This is a genomic window from Paenibacillus sp. EB106-06-01-XG199 (assembly GCF_058791575.1).
Map to the genome: position 1 here is coordinate 403,480 of NZ_JBYTDQ010000003.1, position 20,890 is coordinate 424,369.

Here is a 20,890-nt window from a genome sequence, read left to right on the forward strand (position 1 = left end):
CGAGAGAGGGCTATTCCTTCACGGCCCCGATCATAACCCCTTGATTAAAGTACTTCTGCACAAACGGATACACACACATAATTGGAACCGTGGCCACGATGATCACGGAATAGCGCATCATATTAGCCAAACGCAGTGCGATTTGGGCAGCTTCGCCAGTTCCCATGCCCGACTGCATCTGATTGGTGATCAGAATGTTGCGGAGAATCAGCTGCAGCGGATGCAGGTTCGGATTTTTCAAATAAATCAGCGCATTAAAATATGAATTCCAGTAGCCGACAGCAATCCATAATCCCAGTACCGCAATGATAGCTTTGGAGAGCGGCAGAACCACTTGGGCAAAATAACGCAGGTTCCCGCAGCCGTCGATCTGCGCTGCTTCCCACAAATCTCCGGGAATGCTGGTCTGGAAAAAGGTACGGGCAACAATAATGTTATAAACGCCCACTGAAAAAGGCAGCACCATGACCAGGAAGGTATCGTACATATGAAAATCGCGGATTGTCAGGAAGGTCGGAATCAGACCGCCGTTAAAAAACATCGTAAAGATGAAGAAGAGCGACAGAAACTTTCGTCCGGCAAGATCCTTCCGGGACAGTGCATAGGCTGCCGAGATATTGACCAACAGCCCAATGACTGTTCCCACCACCGTGTAGAGGATTGTATTCCGGTACCCGATCCAAATGTTTTCATGCCGCAGCAGCTCTTTGTAGCCGTCAAAGGTGAACCCTTTGGGGAACAGCCACACCTGTCCGCCCGCCACTGCAGAAGGATCACTGAACGAAGCGATAATGATAAAATACAGCGGGTACATCAGGATGATCAGAAAGACCGCCGCAATGGCATACATTACATATTCCATAACCGTGTCCGAGGAACGGTTGTTTTTTATTTTCCCCATGTTCTCCTTCACTACAGGTTCCAAGACTCCCATGTCTAAGTTCCTCCTTTCTACCACAAGCTGTTTTCGCTGAGTTTTTTGGAAATCTGATTGACGATAATGAGCAAGATAAAGTTAATGACCGTGTTGAACAGGTTGACCGCCGAGGAAAAGCTGTATTGGCTGCTGAGCAGACCAATTTTGTAGACATACGTTGAAAGAATTTCGCTTGAAGTGGCATTCAGATCGTTCTGCATGAGATAGACCTTTTCAAAGCCAACCCCCAACAGCCCTCCGACGCGCAGAATCAGCAGTGTAACCGCTGTTGGCATCAGCATCGGAATATCAATATAACGGACTTTATGCCAGCGGCTTGCTCCGTCCACGGTAGCCGCCTCGTACAGGCTGGGATCCACAGCAGACAGAGCAGCGATAAAGATAATACTGTCCCAGCCCACATGCTGCCACACATCTGACCAGACATAAACACTGCTGAACAGGCTGGAGGAGCCCATCAGATCTGGGGCTTCTTTGCCAAACAAACTATACAGATTACCGACAAGTCCGGTGCTTGGGGACAGCAAAATCATCATCAGCCCAACCATAACCACAGTTGAAATAAAATGCGGCATATAGGACACAGTCTGGAAAAAACGTCTAAACCGGTTTGGCCGCATCTGATTGACCATCAGTGCCAGCAGAATCGGGATTGGAAACGTAAGCAGGCTGTATAAGCTGATGATCACTGTATTCTTAATCGTCGATGAAAATTGATAGGAATTAAAAAACTTCTCGAAATACTTGAATCCCGCCCATGGACTGTCACTTATACCCATCGCCGGACTATAATCCTTAAAAGCAATGAGCACCCCATACATCGGTTTGTAGGCGAATAATAATGTAAGCACCACAGCGGGAAGCAGTAACAGGTACAGTCCCCAATTTCGTTTCATTTGTCCGAATGCCCGTGCCGGACTGGCTTGACCGGATTTCATGAAATCCCCCCTAAAATTTTGGGCTCGCTTCTGCCGGTGAATATCCTCCAGCGCTTGTTTGCTGAGCCATGAATACAATGCGCCCCGCGCTAGTGAGCTGCGCAGGGCGGATTCGTGGAGTCAGAAGAGTTATTTTACGCTCATATAACGTTCGTAAGCTTCAGTACGGATCTTGATCAGCTTCTCAAGTCCCATGTCGTTCAGCTTCTTCACATATGCATCCCAGCCATCATCAATTCCGCCCTTGCTAATAAATTGGGCCCGCATGGTGTTCACGTAGGTATCGATATCAGTGGTCAAGGTAGGCAGCTCCTGGAATTCTTCCGCAGTGTACATTACGTTAGGGAAAGGCGTTGTTACATATTCGCTGCCCAGCTTATCAAGCTGCAGCTTCAAGCCGTCGCCGCTTTCGGAGCTCAGCACGATATCCTTTTCAAAAGACGGGCTTACATATTTCGGCCCGAAATCACGCAGCGACTGATCCCAGTACCAGGCATCCGCGCTGGTTCCGGCTGGCGGGTCCATGAGTGTATAGGTGCCATCATCGTTCTTCTGGATCACAGTGCCGATAGCTCCCCAGAAATTCTGAATGCTTGCTTCATTGGTGTAGAACTGGTCTGCCCAACGGGCAGCGATTTCCGGTGTTTTGCAGGAAGTGGTGATCAGCAGCTCATTGCGGGCCAAATTCATCCCGATTGGATTACCAATTGTGTAGCGTTTGCCCTCCGGTCCGGCAATCGGCGGAATGGTTTCATACTGATCTCCCCATTTGCCAAATACGGCATCGGGAGTCCATTGGTACGAGAAGCCTACAACCGGAGCATCCGGGTTCTGGAATTTGGCCGATCTCATGGTGTCGTCTTGTGTAAACAGCTCTTTATCCAGCAAGCCTTCGTTATAGAGTTTATTTTCCCACTTGAGGCCTTCCTTGTACTCTTCTGAAATAGGATAGTATTCTGCCTTACCGTCCTTGACCAGCATGTTGTTGTTATTCAAATCGGCGATTCCGAAAGGACTGATGAGATCATTGCTCACTTCAATATAAGGAATTTCATCCGCCTTGCCATTTCCATTCGGATCCTGCTCCTTGAACGCTTTCATCACATTGTACAAATCATCAAGGGTATCCGGCACTTCGAGGCCCAGTTTGTCGAGCCAGGTTTTGTTGATTATAGGCTGGCGCGAGCTTTTTGGACGCGAGGGCAGTCTTGTGGCCAGAGAGTAGATTTTCCCGTCTGGGAAGGTGCTGATTTTCTTCATCTCCGGCGTTTCTTCCATTGCCGCTTTCAGGTTAGGCATATACTGATCAATATAATCATCCAGCGGACGGAAGTAGCTTAAGTTGTTGACGATGTCGGAATCGGAGAAGGTCTGATCCCCCAGTACCACATCCGGAAGTGTGCCGCTTGCCAGCATAATGGACTTTTGCTCGGCCCAGTCGTTGGATGACATCACCTGCCAGTCAATCTTTACATTGGTGTTCTTCTCCAAATCCTTAAGCCACTGGTTCTGGGTAAAAGTGTCGCCCATGCTGCCCCAGCGGACGGTCAGAACCTTCAGGGTCACCGGCTCGCTTACAATCGGCAGACCCTCTTTATTGAACCCGCCCGTCTCGGTTGCCGCGCTATTGTTCTCCTTGTTGTTACCGCCGCAGCCGGCAAGTCCCATGACCATTACAGCTGCCAGAAGACCGGTTATCCATTTTTTTGCCGATGATTTCTTGCTCTGTTCACCCATTTCATAACCCCCCATTTCGATATATACATCCTCTTTGCAGTTCTAATCATATCTGCTTGCTGCTCGGCATTCCGGACATTTTGAACCTCTTATTCGGACTTCTGCATCCGCTTACAAAATATTGAAGCTGCAAACTCATCTGCGCCCCTTTTTAATAACAGTTTCCAGACTTTTATTTGCGCTTTCCGGACTTTGCGCCGAAACGGCAGCATGTTCTTATGTTTTTTTCAACTAAAGGTTTTATAATGATTTTGTTACTCATAAAAACGCATTCATAGAAATGGCTGCGCAGGAAAGGATACTGGATTTGGGAACTATGGCCAATACAACTTCAGGTAAGGCAGCAACCAGACTGTACCCTGTTCGTCATTATGTGAAAGTTATGCTTCTGATTTCATTCTCCGTGCTTGTTCTGGATTTGGCAATCAGCATCGCTTCCATTTTTATCGTCAAACAGCAGTCCACAAGGTATTTGCAGGATACTGCTGACCTCTATATCAACCGGATCAATCATGATTTTGACTACATTAATCACTATATGGGCTGGACACTGGCCAATGATGAAACCCTCAATACGATGAACGCTTACCGAATCAACAGCATCGAGTTCTTAAAAGCAAATGAAAACCTGCATAAAAGATTCACCGAGCTGCAGAAAAACTACGGACAGGAGTATAACTTCTTCTACTATTTAAAGAATCAGTCCTACTTTCTGAATTGCGCTCCGATCAGTGTGACCTATACCGACTACCGGGAGCTCAAGAAACAGATCATTTCCTTTATAGATGATAAAGAGTTGTATGAGAAGTTTTATTCCAAATGGACGCCTGTCCTCGTAAACGGCAAATATTATGTGATCAACATTGTCCCTTATTATAACCGCTATCTCATCGGTCTCATCTCGGCGGATCATCTGATCCGTCCGCTGCGCCAGATCAATCTGGGAGCCAACGGTTATGCATCCCTGGTAGATGAGCGCGGCATCAGCCTTACCAGCCCGGTCTCCAACAGCGGCAAAGTGCTTCAGAACAATAATGGCGTTTTCAATCGGCTTCAGCCCCGTACCACGATCAGCAGTGAGTTCACGAGTGCAACGTTCAGCGCCGAGATGGTCATTAAATTCGGAGCCTTTGAGAAAATCATGATCGCCCAGCTGCTCATTATGCTGCTGTTCTTCATAGTCACCTCAACGATATGTGTCGTTATGCTCTTTTTCAAGCGAAGGGTACTTGGCCCGATCCAAAGCTTCTCCGAGAACCTGGCACGCATTAATGAAGACGGGCAGCCGGCAGATTTGAGGAGCAGCAAGCTTATTGAGCTGGAGCAGGCAAATGACCAGTTCAAAGACCTGGTGGAGCAGATCAAAACATTTAAAATTGCCATGTACGAGCAGGAACTGGAGAAACAGCAAATCCAGCTGGACTATATGAAGCAGCAGATTAAACCGCATTTTTTCCTTAACTGCCTGACCAGCATTTACAGCATGGCGCAGATCCAAATGTATCAGGAGATTGAGGATATGGCGATGTCGACCTCCAAGTATTTCCGCTATTTGTTCCAGAACGGCGAGGATTTTGTTCCGCTGGAGAATGAACTTGAGCATGTGCGGATGTACCTGGAAATTCAGCGTCAGCGTTACCGGGATGCCTTCATCTATCATATTGAACTGGCTGAACAGGCTGGCAGCGTGATGCTTCCTCCGCTCGTGCTGCAAACCTTCATTGAGAACTCCATTAAATATGCGATTTCCAGAGATTCGGAAGTGCAGATTAAACTTACCGTCGGACGTTGCGCGGACGAGGAAGACACTGAGCTGACCATTATTCAAATCTCTGACACCGGTCCGGGCTTTCCGCCGGAGGTTCTGGAGAAACTTCATTCCGGATTGCCGCTGGATCAGACGAAAGGCACACATATCGGTATCATGAACACCCTTAAGCGCCTGGAATACCTTTATGCTAAAAAAGCGGCCGTCAGCTTCTCCAATTTGCCGGAAGGCGGCGCTGTTATCACCTTGACCCTGCCGGATCAGCAAGATCTATCATCAGGAATGGAGCGAAGCTTATGAACATATTACTTGTGGATGATGACTATTACGTAATTGCCGCCTTGCAGAAAAAGATAGATTGGAAGATGCTGAATATTGAAACCGTGTATACGGCCAATAACGTGGCGCAAGCGCGTGAAATTCTGGAGAAGCATGCGGTGCAAATTCTGATATCGGACATCGAAATGCCGCAAGGGAGCGGACTGGAGCTTCTGGCGTGGATTCGTGAACAGAATTACAGTATTCAAGCCATCCTGCTTACCAATTATGCTGATTTCAATTATGCGCAGAAGGCCATCGAATTGCAAAGCTTTGAGTATTTTCTCAAGCCGATCGAATTTGACAAGCTGATGCTAATCATTCAAAAAGCTGTCGTGCGGGCAGCGGAGCAGCAAAGTAACGAGCAGGCGATTCGGGGCGGTTACTTCTGGCAAAAGAATCAAGCGAAAAATCTTGAGCATTTCTGGCGCAAGCTGGTCAGCAGCAGTACCTCCTTCCCGCTTAAGCCGGGGGACATTGCCCATGCAATCGAAGAGCAGAACCTGTCCTATCAAATGAAAGATCTGCTGCAGCCCATATTGTTCAACGTATTTCCCCATAATGGAAGCATGGGCAAAGAAGAGAAAGGCCTGTTTGATTTTGCGCTGCTGAATGTGCTGTACGAACTGCTGAACCATCCGGGCTTCTCCATAGAAAGCATCCTGGAAGTTAAAGACTATAACTGGATCGCCATATTAAAATGGAACGAGACGCCGGAGGACGCCGGGGTGCTTAGGGCGTTCAGTGCCTCTTTTATCCAAAAAGCCAATCCCTACTTAAAATGCGATGTCTGCTGCAATATCGGCCTGCCTGGCACACTGAATAAGGCCGGGACAATTCTCAAACAACTGCTGAATATGGATGAAGAACTGACCAAATGCCGCAATCAGACCTTCTCCGTGGAAGAGCACTGCCGGCAAAATAAACCTGTCTACTTTCCGCCGGATCTGGCACATCTGGAGGAGCTGCTCAATCAGAACAAGCTTGCCGATTTTCTTGGGGAAACCGTCTCGCATCTGAACCATATGCTGAGCAACAAAGCTATCGACACCTCTGTCCTGGGCTTGTTCCGGCTGGATATTGTGCAGCTTGTGTATTCCTTTCTGAAGCTGAAGGGGATACAGGCGCATAAATTGTATACCGGCAAAACCAATGATCAGCTGCTGATGTATTCGCTGAGCTCCATTGAGGATATGGAGGAATATCTGAAGTATTTAGTCAATACCGCTATGGAATACCGTGACTTTGCCGCACAGCCCACTTCCATTGCCGAAGAGATCAAGGAGCATATCCATAAGCATTACGGGGATGATCTGACGCGCAATGACTTGGCGGAAATCGTCTATCTCAATCCGGATTATCTGGCCCGGCTGTTCAAGAGAGAGACTGGTGTCTCCCTCGGCAGCTATGTCATTCAAGTCCGGATCGCAGCCGCCAAGCATCTGCTGGAAACGACCCATATGTCCGTCTATACCATTGCCAATAAAACAGGCTATAACAACTACTCCTATTTCTCCAAGCTGTTCAAACAAGAGGTCGGCCTCTCACCCAACGAGTATAAAAAGGAACAGCAGGCCAGCACTACATAATTACAAAGCATAAAAGGCGAAGAGGGGATGTCTCCAAAAGCCATGAAATGGCTGCTTGGAGCGCCCCCTTTTTTAAAAGATAAGAATTTATATGCTTCACGCTATAATTTATCCTTCTATTTCTCGCTGAAACGGATACCGTCCTTTTGAGGACGGCGAAGCCGTTTCCACTTGTCACTCACAATTATTTGCTGCTAAAGGCAAACATGATCTCCGCCTGACAGACCAGTTCTCCGTCGACGGTGGCGGTTCCGTTGCCTTTGACAATCTGTCCCTTCACCCGGGTAACTTCGAATTCGAGCCGTAATTGGTCTCCCGGCTTTACTTGACGTTTGAAACGGCATTTGTCGATGCCCGTCAACAGTCCAATTCTATTGCTGTCTTCCTCAGAACTGGACATGGCAATGCCACTGGTCTGTGCCAAGGCCTCAACGATGAGCACCCCCGGCATAACCGGGTACTCGGGAAAATGTCCCGCGAAGAACGGCTCATTAACCGTCACATTTTTAATCGCTACCGCTCGTTTCCCCTCTTCAAGCTCGATGACTCTATCGACCAACAGAAATGGATATCGGTGCGGGATTAGCTCCTTGATTTTATTTATATTTAACATAGAACGACTCCTTCCGGTTCAAATCATTACCATTTTACCACATAATAAATGACCGATCCCGCATTAGCCAATATCATCGCCAGTGCAGCTCCCGCAACATGCCAATTCAGAACCATAATAACAGCGGATCAAAGATCAAGCTTAGAGCCGTACTGATGAATACTCCGTGAATCCCGTTTGTTGAAATAAAAAAGAGGAAGCAGCGAGTTAAACTCTCACTGTTTCCCATTTTTATAAAAGTTATAGGCTGAAGCCCAGTTCTACCAGATGAAAATATCTTTATCCAGCAATCTCAACACAGCTTCAATGAAGAAATAGTCTCCGTAAATAATCGGAATTTCTTTGATTTCACTGTGATATGCTCCCGTACCACCGCTGACAATCGAATCCTCCTCAGGATTCCAATTGCAGTATTTACGCTCGGTCGCCTGCAGGATCTTGATAGCGGAGCGGATATACAGCGGTTTCTCATATTCACTGACATGCCCGGCAATCTCAAGCAGACCGCAAGCCGCACATACCCCGGCAGTAGTGTCGTAACATACCGGTTCCGCCGGAGCGCGGAAATCCACGAGCGGGATGTAGCCGGTCTCTGCAACATTTGCGATAAAATAATGGGCTACCTGCTTTGCTGCATCGAGATATTCCGTTTTTCCAGTGTGTTTATAGCTGAGAGCCATCCCGTAGACCGCCCATGCCTGGCCTCTGCTCCACGAAGAACCGCTGTCAAAGCCCTGTCCTCCGGGATTATCAATAAACTCCCCGTTCTCGGGGTCCAACATGACAATATGATTCGAAGAACCGTCGCCACGGATTGTTGTCTTCAGCACAGTGTCCGCATGATGGACGGCAACCGCTTTAAATCTGGGATCATTAACTTCCTTGGAGGCCCAATAGAGCAGCGGAATATTCATCATGCAGTCAATAATAATCCAGCCTGTACACTCATTCCCGGAATGAGAATTCCAGGCACGGATAAATTGTCCCAGCGGATTGTAACGGCCAGCCAGCAGCGACGCGGCGTGCAATCCGCGGATTTTCGACTTTTCATTCCCGGTGATCCGGTAGTTCGCCACGGCGGAATGAAGCCACATGAAACCTACATCATGATGCAATCCCTCGAAGCCTTCCAGCGCCTCGTCCAGCCGGGCCTCTACGCCTTCCGCAGTGGTCCGGTAAAGCTCTTCTCCGGTGGCATGATACATTTGCCATAACATTCCCGGCCAGAAGCCGTTGGTCCACCAGTAAATGTTCTGCTTGCCCATATCTGTATATTTGCCGTTCTCGGCTTCGAATGGAATGTCTGTGCCGATTCTTTCACATTCCACAGCCATTTTCTTGCGGATATTTCCCCATATTTCCTCCAGCCATTGCCGGTCATCGGTTGTCAAATGATATTCCATCTTCTGATCCTCTCCCTATTCCAACTCAAAGCGCAGTGACAGCTTCATGTTCTGCTCCGTGCGGATGACCGCAAAATCAAGGGCATAAAAGGTTAGCAGGCGTCCACGATGAGCTTTATGCTGCAATTCCTGGATTTCCGGGGCCAGCAGCTTATTGTCAAAGACAATCCTTAACGCAGCTTGATCCGAAGAGAGGATGACTGCGTCTTCTTCAATCCGCGGCTTCAGCGGGGTAATAAATCTTTCCGTAACAGATTCCGGCAGAGAGGCAAACTGATAGCTGTCCTCCAGCATAAGTACAGGCTGACTTGTTTTGGTCCATGTGAACCGGCGTTTCAGCTGCAGCAAACTGTTATCAGCATAGACCTGGGCCAGGTCAAGCGAGAAGGTTTCCGTCTGCTCCCCGCTCTCCAGCTGAACATCGGCTGCCCGGTGCAACGCGCCCGGTGACTGAGCCATTCCGTTGATGATAGGAACAGAGTGGCCGAAACTTGCATTACACAGAATATTGTAGCGTTCCGGGCCGAAATATCCGCTGGTATATTGTCCAGACCCCATATCTGCTAACAATGTCGTCCCCTCGGCAAAAAGGATGAAATTGCCGACATCGTTATGATTATGCGGCTCATCGTTGTGCCCGCCCTTGGCGGCAAATACAAACCGCCGTCCCTGCGATTCATGCCGGGAAATTAGCCACTGCGCTTCCGGCAGGTAGTAGGAAGCCGGTCTCCAGGGCTGTCCCTCCGTTTCCCCATGCTGCCAGATCAGATTGCGCAACGACGAAGCCCAGCGGTAGCAATGATCCTCCATGTAAGCGGCCTCATAACTGCGCGAGGGTATATCAACCTCTTCAAACCGGGCGTGCAGATAATGGGACAAGCCCATAAACACGCCTGCTACTGTCCGGGTATCGGAGAAGCTCACGGTATGGCACCCATCTAGAAATGCTTTTTGCTGAAACATGGCAATTTGCCGGATTTTAGGTTCTGCCAGCAAATCGAGTGCTCCACCGGTCCGGGTCTTTAGCAGATCCGCAAAATAAACATAAAATCCGAATCCGTATTGCCAATAACCATACCCCTCCGTGCACGCGCCGTCCTCAGGGTAGCCTGACAGAAAGCTGTCCATCGCGGGAAGTACACGGGCCAGCACGACCGCCGTATCCTCGGCATTGTCCAGCATATACAAGGCTGCGGCTCCGACAGAACCTGCGCAGACGGCCGCCCAATTATGCTTGGATTCTTCCCAAAAGTAGCTGCGCTCGGTGAACGGAATCAGCACACGCTGAAGCACCTCAGAGATGACCCGTTTACGTACTAACTGCGGCAGATTATCCCCGTGCAGATGCAGTAATTCCGCGAGTGCAAAAGCGGTTTCAGCCGAGAATAGGTCTATAGCGGCTGCCGGAACTTCTTTGCCCGCTGCAACCGAACCTTCGGGAAGCACGGGATCACTCTCCGCCTCACTGCCAAGATGTGCCGGAACGCACCAGGTATACTCATCGCAGACTGCCCATAAGGTATCGCACAGCGCATCACGGAGCACAAGGTTATCCGGCTCCAGCCATGCCAGCAGCCCAAAGGTTCTCAGCCGGTTTCTCCTGTTGAAATAGGCCGTCTCATACTCCATCCGGGTGCCTCTTTCGAAATAAATTCGAAATAAAGTATAGGATAGCTCTGGAATCGCTGTCGCCAGCAGCGCTTCCCCCTCCGCCCGGATCTCTGCCAGCATGGGCTGCAATGCCGGCGAGCCGAGCACCTTTTGCCTCAACATCTCCGGATAATCAGCCAGATACAGCTTGGACGATTCCGTACGCAGCAGCATTTGTCTTATTTCCTTGGTTTCGAGCATTATTAACCCTCCTGATCAGTCCATCCCTCATATCACCCAATCGAATACTTCTGTCGTATTGAGTTATTTCCCCTCCTAGTTTACCTTTATAGTAATGCAAGTTCTTTGCGATTAATGTTTGATTTCTTGCGAATATTGCTGTATATGGAGGCCGTTAACATTATGAAACATTCCCAATATTATGAGAAAATTGCCGCGCCCTTGTTGGCGGGAATCGGAAATTCACCCTTATCGCCTACAAAAGATTTTCACATTCATGACCATTATGAAATTTTCCTCTTTCTGAACGGAACAGTGAACGGCTTCGTGGACCAGTATTGCTATCCGCTGCAAAGAGGCTCTGTGCTGGTATTCAATAATCAAGAAATCCATAAAATCATCAATTTGTCACCGGGACCCTATGAGCGGGTAACCATCCATTTCAAAGCAGAGCTGGTGTACCCCTTCTGTACCGCGGAGACGAATCTCCTGGCCTGCTTCCAGAACCATCAACCGGGCAAGCAGAACATTTCCCAGATGGACGAACCCCAATTGAATGAATATATGCGGCTGGCTTCCCGGCTGATTGATGCGTTAAACCACCCGCAGTATGGCAGCGATGTGCTCGCCCTGACCTATCTTGCGCAGTTGCTGGTATTCATCAATGGTCTCTACAACAAGTCACATTCCCCGGTTCCCAGCATTATTTCCGCCTTGATTGAATCGGCAATCCATTATATCGACAACCATCTGCACACCAGCCTTTCGCTGGAGCAGGTTTCCAGTGAGCTGGCCGTTGATAAATACTATTTAAGCCACCTGTTCAAACAACAAACCGGGGGCACCCTTTACCGCTATGTACTGCTAAAAAAAATAGCTTTGGCCAAGCAGCTGCTGGCTGGAGGGAAATCAGTATCCGAGACCTGCTACCTGGCCGGTTTTAACGATTATGCCAATTTCATCCGCACCTTTAAGAATATCGCCGGAGTTTCTCCCGGAAAATATAGCAGAAGCACCTGAGAAATCGGCCTGTCTAGCTGAAGTCTGTTAAAATACAAATCTATTAACATTCCCATATAAACCTTTTGAGGAGGAACTATGATTGAAATGCGGAAAATTATTTTCGTTCCGCAGCATTAGACTAATGACTCTGGCTTGCGTCCTCATCCTCTCCCCTCTCACTCCCTCAGAAGCAGGCAGCAGCGGCAGGCACCTCAGTCAAAGGTTTTTATGTAAGCGGTTCTAAATTGTACAATGCGACCACTAGCCGTTACCCCGCACAAGAACGGCATCCTCATATCCGTGCATTCGGCCTTAAAATGTGACTTTCTATCCCCATTACTGAAGTAATCCTATAGCGGTGGCCCATTCGGCCTTTGCCTGTAAGACGGGCAGGGTCCGAAGGACTGCCGCTTTTCTATTGTAGTTCGACTGTAGGCTTGTAAAGACTTATTATTCCTGCCGAATTTCATCAGCGGCTGATTTCAAATAGGCTATTAGATCAGCCACCTTATTCGCGACAGCTAATTCCGCCTGCGAAAGTCCAATTATATTAATCGTGCATGCTTCTGTTAGAGATTCACATGTATTATCGATCACGGTAAGCACATTTTGCCGCAGCTCGGAGCCTGCCGACTTCACGATCGGCTCTTGAACCAATTGATAGCCGCCCCGAACCGGATTGGCATAATGCCCCCCGCTATTACGCACAAGATCGCGTATTGCCCCTGTATACATGCCAGTAGTAAAATTCGCACTATTGGAAGAATGCCGTTCAACATAACTTCGCATTTCTTCAATGCCATGTATCGCACCATCTTGAAGCAATTGTTTAATATAATATCTGATTTCCTCAGCGTTTGAGCTAAATTGTCCTCCACTCATTCTAATCAACTCCTACTTTTATAAATTGCACAGTCCTATATTCGCTTTAAGTATACAAGTAAAAAAGTATGCATACAATCAAAAACTTCTGAACTTTAGAAGTTTTAATAAAAAAGACTAAACTACGTTCTCTACAAGTGGAAACGGCTTTGCCGTCCTCAAAAGGACGGTATCCGTTTCAGCGAGAAATAGAAGGATAATTTATAGCGTGAAACATATAAATTCTTATCTTTTAAAAAATAAACCTTGATTTCTCAAGGTTTTCACACGTAGGCCGGGGATAAAGTGATTATAATTCTTAAAGCTTGTAGCGTTCGTAGTAGTCTTCTGCTTGAATCTCAAGTGTTGCATAATCGGTAATCCCATTTTTCTTAAAGAAGTTGTCATATGCTAACTCGTCTGTAAATCTGTTTTTTGTTTTGAATTTAAAATAGCTGAAAATTTCCTCACATGATCCAGTAAGTTCTTCCCCATACTTGCGGTTCCTATTGTAGCTTTTGAGGCCTTCTATTATCTGTGTAGCCTCATTCCGGTTAAACGGCTTTCCTGTGAGATACATCTGAATCTTGGACACCGCTGTTGTGCCAGCCTGACTTCCATCGTATTTCATAATGAACAGCACCTCTCCTACCTTCGTATATTTTGCTTTCCTTCTAGCATTCAGAAGCTTCTTATCCTCATACTAACCCACAAAGAACTAACTGTCAAGAAGTTCAGAAGTTCTAACGTTTAAGTCTCAAACATTAATAGAATGATCATCCGAAGTACAAATACCCCAATCTATGGAGCTTTATGTAAATAAATATCCTCATTACACCGAAAAGGGCCACGACGAATGCTGTGGAAATTGATATATTTAAAGTTGGTAACGATGTAACAAGTGGTTAGCCAACAGGCAAGATAAAGCGTCTCACCTATCAGGTTTTTAATTCAAATATAAATGGAGGCCTCTAATATGTACAAAGAACTAGATAACCTTTTATCCGCTGATACATCAGTAGATTCGTGGTACGATGTTGGCTGTGTCATTGCAAGCGAGATGCTTTCGGAGTTTAATTCAAGTGATTGGGTTGAATTATCTAATCAAGTGCAAAATAAACCTATAGAGTGGCAGAGAAAATTAGCGTATTGTTTGGATAATGAATGCAATGTAAATGAATTCAACATTTTATTATCATTACTCAGTAAGAATGATGAGGAATTATTCGAAATATGTATTGACACACTAAGAAGTTTTACAAATCAAGAAATTAAGAAAATGATATTAGATAACCCAAGTATACTCCAACGAATAAATGACTCATTACACACTGCTAGCTTACCAGTAAAGAAAATGCTCCAAGATTTCCTTTCGAAAATCCATTTGTGATTTTGTGGATTAGATGTTAATTACGTAGTAGGCCTTGAGATAGCCACGTCCTAGGGGATTAGAACAAATGCGGTTGGCGAAATAAAACTGTATACCTGTTTTAGATGGTGAGCTGCCTGAAGGTTTTATATCAATCGCTAGTGATCCAGGAGGAAATGAGATTTGTATTGGAATTAGTGAGAACTACTTTGGAAAAATATATTTTTGGATGCATGATATGGAGTCAGATGAAGAAATGGAAAACATGATTTTTTTAAAAAACAGTTTCAACGATTTTTTTGATAACCTATATTAGGGATTGGTTCTAACCAACAAAGCCATAATGCGAGATAGCCGCCCGTACTATGGTGTTTTATCGCTTAGCCCAAGCAGACTTAACTCAAATAATATCAGTATAAGAAATCTTCCATTTTACTTGCAAGCATAATTACACTAGCAACTTCTCCCCCTATCTGAGAACTGCATGGAAATCGAAATGGCCCTTGTCCCTCTCGTAAGCTGAACCTGCCTGATCCCAAAACATATGATCCTGACGCCCATGTCCCCTCTTCCCCGAAACACATTTAACCCATGTAGTAATCAGGGAGAGTACTTGGGCTAGGCTTAAGAGACGAGCAAAAAGACTGGTGTTAGTTGAAAAAACATACATGAGCACATGGGCGGACGGTCCATTGTAAACGGAACAGGAGGAGATTGGTTTGGAAATGCAAAGCAATCAAGAAGTTTTAACAGAAGCTAGACTTCAAGTTTTTGAGCGAATCATTGGAGTGCAACTTCCTAACCATTATCGAGATTTTTTATTGAGATACAATGGGGGCTATCCTAAACCATACTACTTCATCATTTCTGAGGGGCAAGGTAAGGGTATGGTAAATATTTTCTATGGCATTGGAGGAATGTATGATAATTTAGACAAAAAAATAGATATTTTTGACGATATACTTAATGCAGGATTTTTACCAATTGCAGATGATTCTGGTGGAAATCAAATCTGCATAGGTCTTACTGAGAAGTGTTTCGGAAATATTTATTTTTGGACTCATGACGAAGACACTGAAGATATGGGCAACATGTATTTTATTTCTGAGAATTTCAAGGTTTTTTTAGAAAATTTATATGACTGATTTAGCCCGAAAACCTACAAATACCGAGAAATAGAACTGGTATCCTTAAGGAGTGGCAAAATGGAAGAAAACATTATAAATCAGTTTGTACTACATAAAAAGTGGGTTGAGTCCATAGGTAAAGAAGGCGAAGTGTTAAAATTAGATGAAGTGGATTTAAGAGATTTTGACTTAACCGATAAATTTGTTGATCAAGCATATTTAACTGAGTGCATTTTTGATGGTCTAAAATTGGAAAATATCGATTTTCATGCATCGCTGTTATGCTCATCAACTTTTAAAAATGCGTATTTGGATAAATGCGATTTTTATAAATCAGATCTTGGGTATACAGATTTCTCTAATTGCGTCATTAAAAACAGCAGATTTAGTAAAGGGGATTGTTGGGAAGCAATATTTAGAAATGCATATGTAGTGAATTGTAATTTGATTAATGTATTTTTCTACTTAACTGATTTTAGTAATGCAAGACTAGAAAATGTAGATATAAGTGTAGCCTCATTTGAAGAAACATTATTAAACGGAGTGACACTGAAAAATATTAAAGGTATAGAAGAAGCTCATTTTAGAAGCATTAATATTGGTACATTGGAGAACCCTATATTGTTGAAATCAGAACAAGCAAAGGAATGGGTGCTAGAAAAATGCGAAATAAGTGAATAAGTAAGTGCCGCTGTCAATGAACTTGTACGTTAGAAATTATTGATTCGTCTACTGATCTGCCTGATGGATCAAAACCTTAGAGGAGGCTAACATGGAAAAAGAAGGAGCCGTATCTCTGTGGGTAGGCAATGTTCAATCTTCCGAGGAATTGGATAGGCTGCTTACTGTGTCTTATACGGATGAAGGAGACTTTATTCCATCGATCTTTGCTAAACATTTTGGGATTCGTAGATATGATGATGCTGTAAGAGAAGCAGAATATTATGAAGAAGCTAGTAATAATCTGAATCAATTACTTGAAGGATTCTCTTATGATGATGAGATTGTTTTGAGATTTACTGCCTTAGTGCAGGAAGGTTTGACGGATAATTTTAATGCAGTAGTTTTACTATATAATTTTAAGTATACTGAGGAACTTCTTGAAGCAACCATTCAATCGAATTATCTCAGATTCTTGGGTGCGGTAGAGTATCAATAGTGGGGGCTACCCGGTGACGAATGAATTCATCCTCCCCCCGTTCCGCATGATGCCGCTCACCCCCGACGTAGTTCAATCAGCTTATTCACAAACATTGGCCCTCTGCAAATTAATAATGTCATTAATATGGAAATCATCAAACTTCTCCAACAACAGAGTAAAATTATTATTCCTCAGAAAGTTCATTTCCTCCAAAAAAATAGGAAAAGCAACTAGAAACTGAATTTCTTTATCGGGCGTTTTTAGTGTGAAAAAATCAGGGTTCTCGTTTATAGGTGGTAACAGCATAAATCCGACATATGGGTTTTTGTTGCTTAATAACTGTGGAGGATCACCATTTGGAATGCTGTCACCGTAACAAAACCAATTTTGATGATCAAATGTGAACTTCCCAAGTTTCCGTAACCAGCCGAAAGGCCAATACCATTCAAAATCTTGAATGTCAGTTTTTCGTACAGGCCAATCTGAGGGTAAATACATTATTAATTCTGTGTATTGCCACTCTTCATATCCTACCTCAACATTGGAAGAATAGTTGCTCATTCCAGAAGTAACTATGGTGTGATAGTTTCTATTGGTGTTTGCCTCAAATACTATTAAATCAATATTTATGCTTTGCATGAAACCTTCCATGTTTACAAAACTAGGTTCTCCAATATTCTCACGTAAATGATTTATTAGCTCACCCGATGCAAAGTCATCCTTTTTAACCATATGTACCTCCGGAGGTTTGAACCTAATATTAAAAAATTAAAACATTTCCTTCTGGCCACTTTCCTTTCCAGCCACATGGAAGATGACCTGCTTCATATACATCAAACATTTTGAAATAAAAACCAGGAGCAACGAGATCGCTGTAGGCATATTCCATCAACACGCAAAGAAGATCCCATTCCACACTCTCATATACACTATAATTGATGTTATTAGCAGAAACATAAGATTTGAGTTCGTTAAGTACACCTTTTTGGAGTACAGCTTTCGCTTCTAAAGTAATCGTATTCCATTCTCTATATTCATTTCTCCAACGTTCATGTAAGGTACCCGTTAGATTATTTCTTATTTCTAGTTTCAGATTGTCCCATTTCCCGTTTATCCCTTTCTGAGCTTTTGTCCAACTATCAACAATTATGATATTACCTTCAAAATAAGGCTCCCTTATCTCTTCACCACAATTCTCGAACCAGCGAACTTTTGCAACTCTTTCATCATAAAAATCTTTTATTGATTTCACAATTCCGCCTCTTTCTCTTTCCCCAGTTTGTCTCACATTTTTTTTCGTATGTTATAAAACCTTCAGTCGAAAACCTTTTTTCAAGGACCCTGCTAGCCTCGTATTTACTGCAATCCTTTTCCATATAAATTTCATCTTGTAAAAATAATATGAATATAGAACTGGATGCATCATTATTCGCCAAATAGAAACCCAATAATTCGTTGTATTGAGTGCTAAAATATTTTGAGTTTAATTTTTTTCTTACATTCTCGATTGCACTGTTCGATTTGAATTCAGACCATGGGTCGCTCGATAGGCACAATGCAATATAGATTAGGTTTAAAATAGAGTCAATCTTAAATAGAGGCCCACTAAAGTAATAAACAATGTAGGAATCGTCAATATAATTCCGGTCTTAAAATACGTGCCCCAGGAGATTCTCACACCTTTGGCCGAGAGCACATGCAGCCACAGCAGCGTGGCCAGTGATCCGATCGGTGTAATCTTCGGCCCTAGATCTGAACCGATGACATTGGCATATATCAAAGCTTCCTTAATGATTCCGGAGGTATGAGTGGCGTCGATAGCCAGTGCGTCAATCATGACCGTAGGCAGGTTATTCATCACCGATGAAATGACCGCCGCTATAAAGCCCATCCCCATTGTGGCAGCGAATACCCCCTGATCCGCAACAACCTGAATCAAATCCGCTAGTATATCCATTAACCCGGCATTCCGCAATCCATACACAACTACATACATCCCGACAGAAAAGAACACGATCGCCCACGGTGCGCCCTTAACTACTTCCATCGTTGAAATAGCAGAGCTTCTTCTGGCCATGAGCAGGAAAAAGATCGCAATAATCCCGGCCACCACAGAAACCGGAATGTTCAAGAATTCACTGACGAAGTATCCAACGAGCAGAATCGCAAGCACAAGCCAGGACAGTTTGAACATTTTTGGGTCTTTGATCGCCTCTTGCGGATGTTTAAGCTCTGAGCTGTCGAAGTTACGCGGGATGCTTTTACGGAAGAAGAGGTACAGCACCAGGGTACTTGCTGCCAAAGAAAACAGTGTAGGTATCAGCATATGCCCTGCATAGTCCATGAAGCTGATTCCGAAGTAGTCTGCCGATACGATATTGACCAGATTGCTTACCACCAGCGGCAATGAGGTCGTATCCGCAATAAAGCCGCTGGCGATGATGAATGGAAAGACCTTTTTCTCATCAAAATTCAGCGCACGGACCATGGCCAGGACAATAGGCGTCAGAATAAGCGCCGTTCCGTCATTGGCAAAAAACGCGGCGACCACCGCACCCAGAAGAGTGACATAGATGAACATCCGGGTTCCGTTTCCCCGTGCAGCTCTCGCCATATGCAGGGCGGCCCATTCAAAGATCCCAACCTTATCAAGGATTAAGGAAATCAGAATAATCGCAACAAACGCCAGTGTAGCATTCCACACGATTAAAGTGACATCGAGAACATCGTTAAAGCTGACTACACCTGCCAGCAAAGCGAGAATCGCACCGCCGCAAGCCGACCAGCCGATCGACAGGTTCCTGGGCTGCCAAATAACAAAAACCAATGTAAGCAAAAATATAAGAATTGCAAGTATTACCAAGTCTGACCCTCCCGTTTATGTATGATCTCTATTTAGTCACAGCAGACAGCACCAGATACCTTGTTGAGTCCTGCCAGAATTTCTTTGGAATCCGGAGTATACTCAAGAATAGCCTGAATATGCGGCTTGTCATTGATATTCAGGGAATAATGAACCCATTGCCCTCTTTTCTGTTCCTTGACCAGCCCTTTGCTTTTCAGTTTGCGCAAGTGCTGACTGATCGCCGGCTGTGAAATATCAAAGAGTTCAACGAATTCACAGACACACCACTCCCGGTCTTTCAATAACGAAAGCATAGAGAGACGTGTTTTGTCACCCAGCAGCTTCAGATCATCCACTAGTTCATTTAGAACATCCATGCAGGTTTCTCCTTTCTAATATATAAGTCATTACTTATATTCTAAAACGCTATTTAGAATTAAGCAACCTCAGTCCGGACAGGACATCACAAATACTCCTCCGTAGCGCTTGAGGCTGCACAAGCGCTGCTGAGGAGTAAGATCATCTATTTGCAATTTAAGTTGATATACAGGTTATTACGCGACGGCACATGGAAGTTCGAATACAAAGCAGCTTCCCTGTCCACACGAATCCTTAAGCCATACTCTCCCGTTCATCAATTCGGCAACCGCCTACGAATTGAGTCTTTATTCCCAGTTTCTGTTGTCATTGATTTCCTTCTTCCGATTGAAGGCGTCCTCCAGATTAATGTCCAGTTTGTTAGCTAAATCAAAGATGTTCCACACCACATCATACATCTCATAACCAAGATTCTCTTTCTTCTCGGCATCGGGATGAAAGGATACGGACAGTACCTCTTGCGACAACTCACCAACCTCAGTCATCAAGTACAACATCCGCTGCTCAATGGTACTCCTGTCAAAACCTTTCATTTCACTGAATTCTCTCACATACTGTTGGAACTCCGCTGTGTTCATTCCCCTGCTCCTCACCTTTGTTCAAATAATAACCTTCAATTATTCCTCAAATATAATATATACCATTTATCCCGCAGAACAAAAGTTTGCAACAAGCAACAAGGACATGACAATGCTAGCGGCTGATAGGTGATTTTTGGCATTAGACAACCTAAAATAAGCATATTTAGTTACATAAACCCTGAAGAGACGGTGATCAATCCATGACCCATAACCAAGAATTCAAAGTCTATATCATAACCTCCGGCGATATCCTGCGCTTCTTTGTCATCGAAATTATCCTCGGGACTGTAACCTATTCTATAGCGTTGAAGCTTTTCCACAATGTACTCTTGGCAAGTGCCGGAGGATGGGCTGGTACGGAAGGAATCAAGCGGCTGAACACTTTACGGAAGTTCCTGTACCGCTAAGAGCAAGCTGAAACAATATCATGCAAAAAACCTAAAACAGCAGAAA

At 44.9% G+C, this 20,890-nt stretch carries 22 protein-coding genes; 9 read left to right on the plus strand and 13 right to left on the minus strand.

Going from position 1 to position 20,890, the window contains the following annotated elements; genetic code table 11:
* Positions 1–10 precede the first annotated feature (10 nt).
* The 3 genes from AC3WT9_RS12655 to AC3WT9_RS12665 all read right to left on the minus strand — a co-directional run bounded on the left by AC3WT9_RS12655 (position 11) and on the right by AC3WT9_RS12665 (position 3,612).
* The gene (locus AC3WT9_RS12655; protein WP_341094944.1) at positions 11–934 is read right to left on the minus strand and encodes a carbohydrate ABC transporter permease; all 924 of its coding nucleotides are present in this window, start codon (positions 932–934) and stop codon (positions 11–13) included.
* Between the two features lie 17 nt (positions 935–951).
* Positions 952–1,875 (minus strand): ABC transporter permease, encoded by a 924-nt coding sequence (locus AC3WT9_RS12660; protein ID WP_341094945.1) that lies wholly within the window; start codon positions 1,873–1,875, stop codon positions 952–954.
* Between the two features lie 129 nt (positions 1,876–2,004).
* Entirely contained in the window at positions 2,005–3,612 is a 1,608-nt protein-coding gene (locus AC3WT9_RS12665; RefSeq protein WP_341379263.1) for an extracellular solute-binding protein, read from the minus strand.
* Between the two features lie 316 nt (positions 3,613–3,928).
* On the opposite strand from AC3WT9_RS12665, the gene AC3WT9_RS12670 reads away from it, so the two are divergent.
* Both AC3WT9_RS12670 and AC3WT9_RS12675 read left to right on the plus strand, forming a co-directional pair.
* Complete coding sequence (locus tag AC3WT9_RS12670; protein ID WP_341094947.1) at positions 3,929–5,680, plus strand: sensor histidine kinase; 1,752 nt, start codon at positions 3,929–3,931, stop codon at positions 5,678–5,680.
* On the plus strand, positions 5,677–7,287 hold the full coding sequence (locus AC3WT9_RS12675) for a response regulator transcription factor (RefSeq protein ID WP_341094948.1): 1,611 nt from the start codon (positions 5,677–5,679) through the stop codon (positions 7,285–7,287). Before AC3WT9_RS12670 ends, AC3WT9_RS12675 begins: the two co-directional genes overlap by 4 nt.
* A gap of 184 nt (positions 7,288–7,471) precedes the next feature.
* Here AC3WT9_RS12675 and fabZ read toward each other — a convergent pair whose 3' ends face one another.
* From fabZ to AC3WT9_RS12690, 3 genes are all read right to left on the minus strand, one after another.
* Entirely contained in the window at positions 7,472–7,900 is a 429-nt protein-coding gene (gene fabZ / locus AC3WT9_RS12680) for a 3-hydroxyacyl-ACP dehydratase FabZ (protein WP_341094949.1), read from the minus strand.
* A 260-nt stretch (positions 7,901–8,160) separates the two neighbouring features.
* Positions 8,161–9,303, minus strand: a complete 1,143-nt coding sequence (locus AC3WT9_RS12685) for a glycoside hydrolase family 88 protein (RefSeq protein ID WP_341379265.1) — start codon at positions 9,301–9,303, stop codon at positions 8,161–8,163.
* Positions 9,304–9,318: 15 nt separating this feature from the next.
* Positions 9,319–11,154: a heparinase II/III family protein gene (locus AC3WT9_RS12690; protein WP_341094952.1), complete on the minus strand. Its 1,836-nt coding sequence runs from the start codon at positions 11,152–11,154 to the stop codon at positions 9,319–9,321.
* Positions 11,155–11,316: 162 nt separating this feature from the next.
* Between AC3WT9_RS12690 and AC3WT9_RS12695 the strand changes: the two genes are divergently transcribed.
* Entirely contained in the window at positions 11,317–12,153 is an 837-nt protein-coding gene (locus tag AC3WT9_RS12695) for an AraC family transcriptional regulator (RefSeq protein WP_341379266.1), read from the plus strand.
* A 432-nt stretch (positions 12,154–12,585) separates the two neighbouring features.
* On the opposite strand, the gene AC3WT9_RS12700 is transcribed toward AC3WT9_RS12695, so the two are convergent.
* Together AC3WT9_RS12700 and AC3WT9_RS12705 are read right to left on the minus strand one after the other, a co-directional pair.
* Positions 12,586–13,017: a hypothetical protein gene (locus AC3WT9_RS12700; RefSeq protein WP_341379267.1), complete on the minus strand. Its 432-nt coding sequence runs from the start codon at positions 13,015–13,017 to the stop codon at positions 12,586–12,588.
* Between the two features lie 298 nt (positions 13,018–13,315).
* On the minus strand, positions 13,316–13,627 hold the full coding sequence (locus tag AC3WT9_RS12705) for a hypothetical protein (RefSeq protein ID WP_038595125.1): 312 nt from the start codon (positions 13,625–13,627) through the stop codon (positions 13,316–13,318).
* Between the two features lie 345 nt (positions 13,628–13,972).
* On the opposite strand from AC3WT9_RS12705, the gene AC3WT9_RS12710 reads away from it, so the two are divergent.
* The 5 genes from AC3WT9_RS12710 to AC3WT9_RS12730 all read left to right on the plus strand — a co-directional run bounded on the left by AC3WT9_RS12710 (position 13,973) and on the right by AC3WT9_RS12730 (position 16,651).
* On the plus strand, positions 13,973–14,386 hold the full coding sequence (locus AC3WT9_RS12710; RefSeq protein ID WP_341094960.1) for a hypothetical protein: 414 nt from the start codon (positions 13,973–13,975) through the stop codon (positions 14,384–14,386).
* A gap of 112 nt (positions 14,387–14,498) precedes the next feature.
* A complete protein-coding gene (locus AC3WT9_RS12715; RefSeq protein ID WP_341380397.1) occupies positions 14,499–14,681 on the plus strand; it encodes an SMI1/KNR4 family protein in 183 nt (60 codons plus the stop codon).
* 409 nt (positions 14,682–15,090) lie between these two features.
* Entirely contained in the window at positions 15,091–15,510 is a 420-nt protein-coding gene (locus tag AC3WT9_RS12720; protein WP_341380398.1) for an SMI1/KNR4 family protein, read from the plus strand.
* A 60-nt stretch (positions 15,511–15,570) separates the two neighbouring features.
* Positions 15,571–16,173 (plus strand): pentapeptide repeat-containing protein, encoded by a 603-nt coding sequence (locus AC3WT9_RS12725; RefSeq protein WP_341379268.1) that lies wholly within the window; start codon positions 15,571–15,573, stop codon positions 16,171–16,173.
* A gap of 91 nt (positions 16,174–16,264) precedes the next feature.
* On the plus strand, positions 16,265–16,651 hold the full coding sequence (locus AC3WT9_RS12730; protein WP_342480301.1) for an immunity 22 family protein: 387 nt from the start codon (positions 16,265–16,267) through the stop codon (positions 16,649–16,651).
* Between the two features lie 81 nt (positions 16,652–16,732).
* On the opposite strand, the gene AC3WT9_RS12735 is transcribed toward AC3WT9_RS12730, so the two are convergent.
* From AC3WT9_RS12735 to AC3WT9_RS12755, 5 genes are all read right to left on the minus strand, one after another.
* Positions 16,733–17,365: a suppressor of fused domain protein gene (locus AC3WT9_RS12735; RefSeq protein ID WP_342480302.1), complete on the minus strand. Its 633-nt coding sequence runs from the start codon at positions 17,363–17,365 to the stop codon at positions 16,733–16,735.
* A gap of 28 nt (positions 17,366–17,393) precedes the next feature.
* On the minus strand, positions 17,394–17,885 hold the full coding sequence (locus tag AC3WT9_RS12740; RefSeq protein ID WP_342480303.1) for a hypothetical protein: 492 nt from the start codon (positions 17,883–17,885) through the stop codon (positions 17,394–17,396).
* A 321-nt stretch (positions 17,886–18,206) separates the two neighbouring features.
* The gene (locus AC3WT9_RS12745; RefSeq protein WP_492407614.1) at positions 18,207–19,496 is read right to left on the minus strand and encodes an arsenic transporter; all 1,290 of its coding nucleotides are present in this window, start codon (positions 19,494–19,496) and stop codon (positions 18,207–18,209) included.
* 32 nt (positions 19,497–19,528) lie between these two features.
* Positions 19,529–19,855, minus strand: coding sequence for an ArsR/SmtB family transcription factor (locus AC3WT9_RS12750; protein ID WP_341379273.1), 327 nt, complete (start codon positions 19,853–19,855; stop codon positions 19,529–19,531).
* 288 nt (positions 19,856–20,143) lie between these two features.
* Entirely contained in the window at positions 20,144–20,434 is a 291-nt protein-coding gene (locus AC3WT9_RS12755; RefSeq protein WP_341379274.1) for a MazG nucleotide pyrophosphohydrolase domain-containing protein, read from the minus strand.
* Positions 20,435–20,637: 203 nt separating this feature from the next.
* On the opposite strand from AC3WT9_RS12755, the gene AC3WT9_RS12760 reads away from it, so the two are divergent.
* Complete coding sequence (locus AC3WT9_RS12760) at positions 20,638–20,844, plus strand: hypothetical protein (protein WP_341094973.1); 207 nt, start codon at positions 20,638–20,640, stop codon at positions 20,842–20,844.
* Positions 20,845–20,890 lie beyond the last annotated feature (46 nt).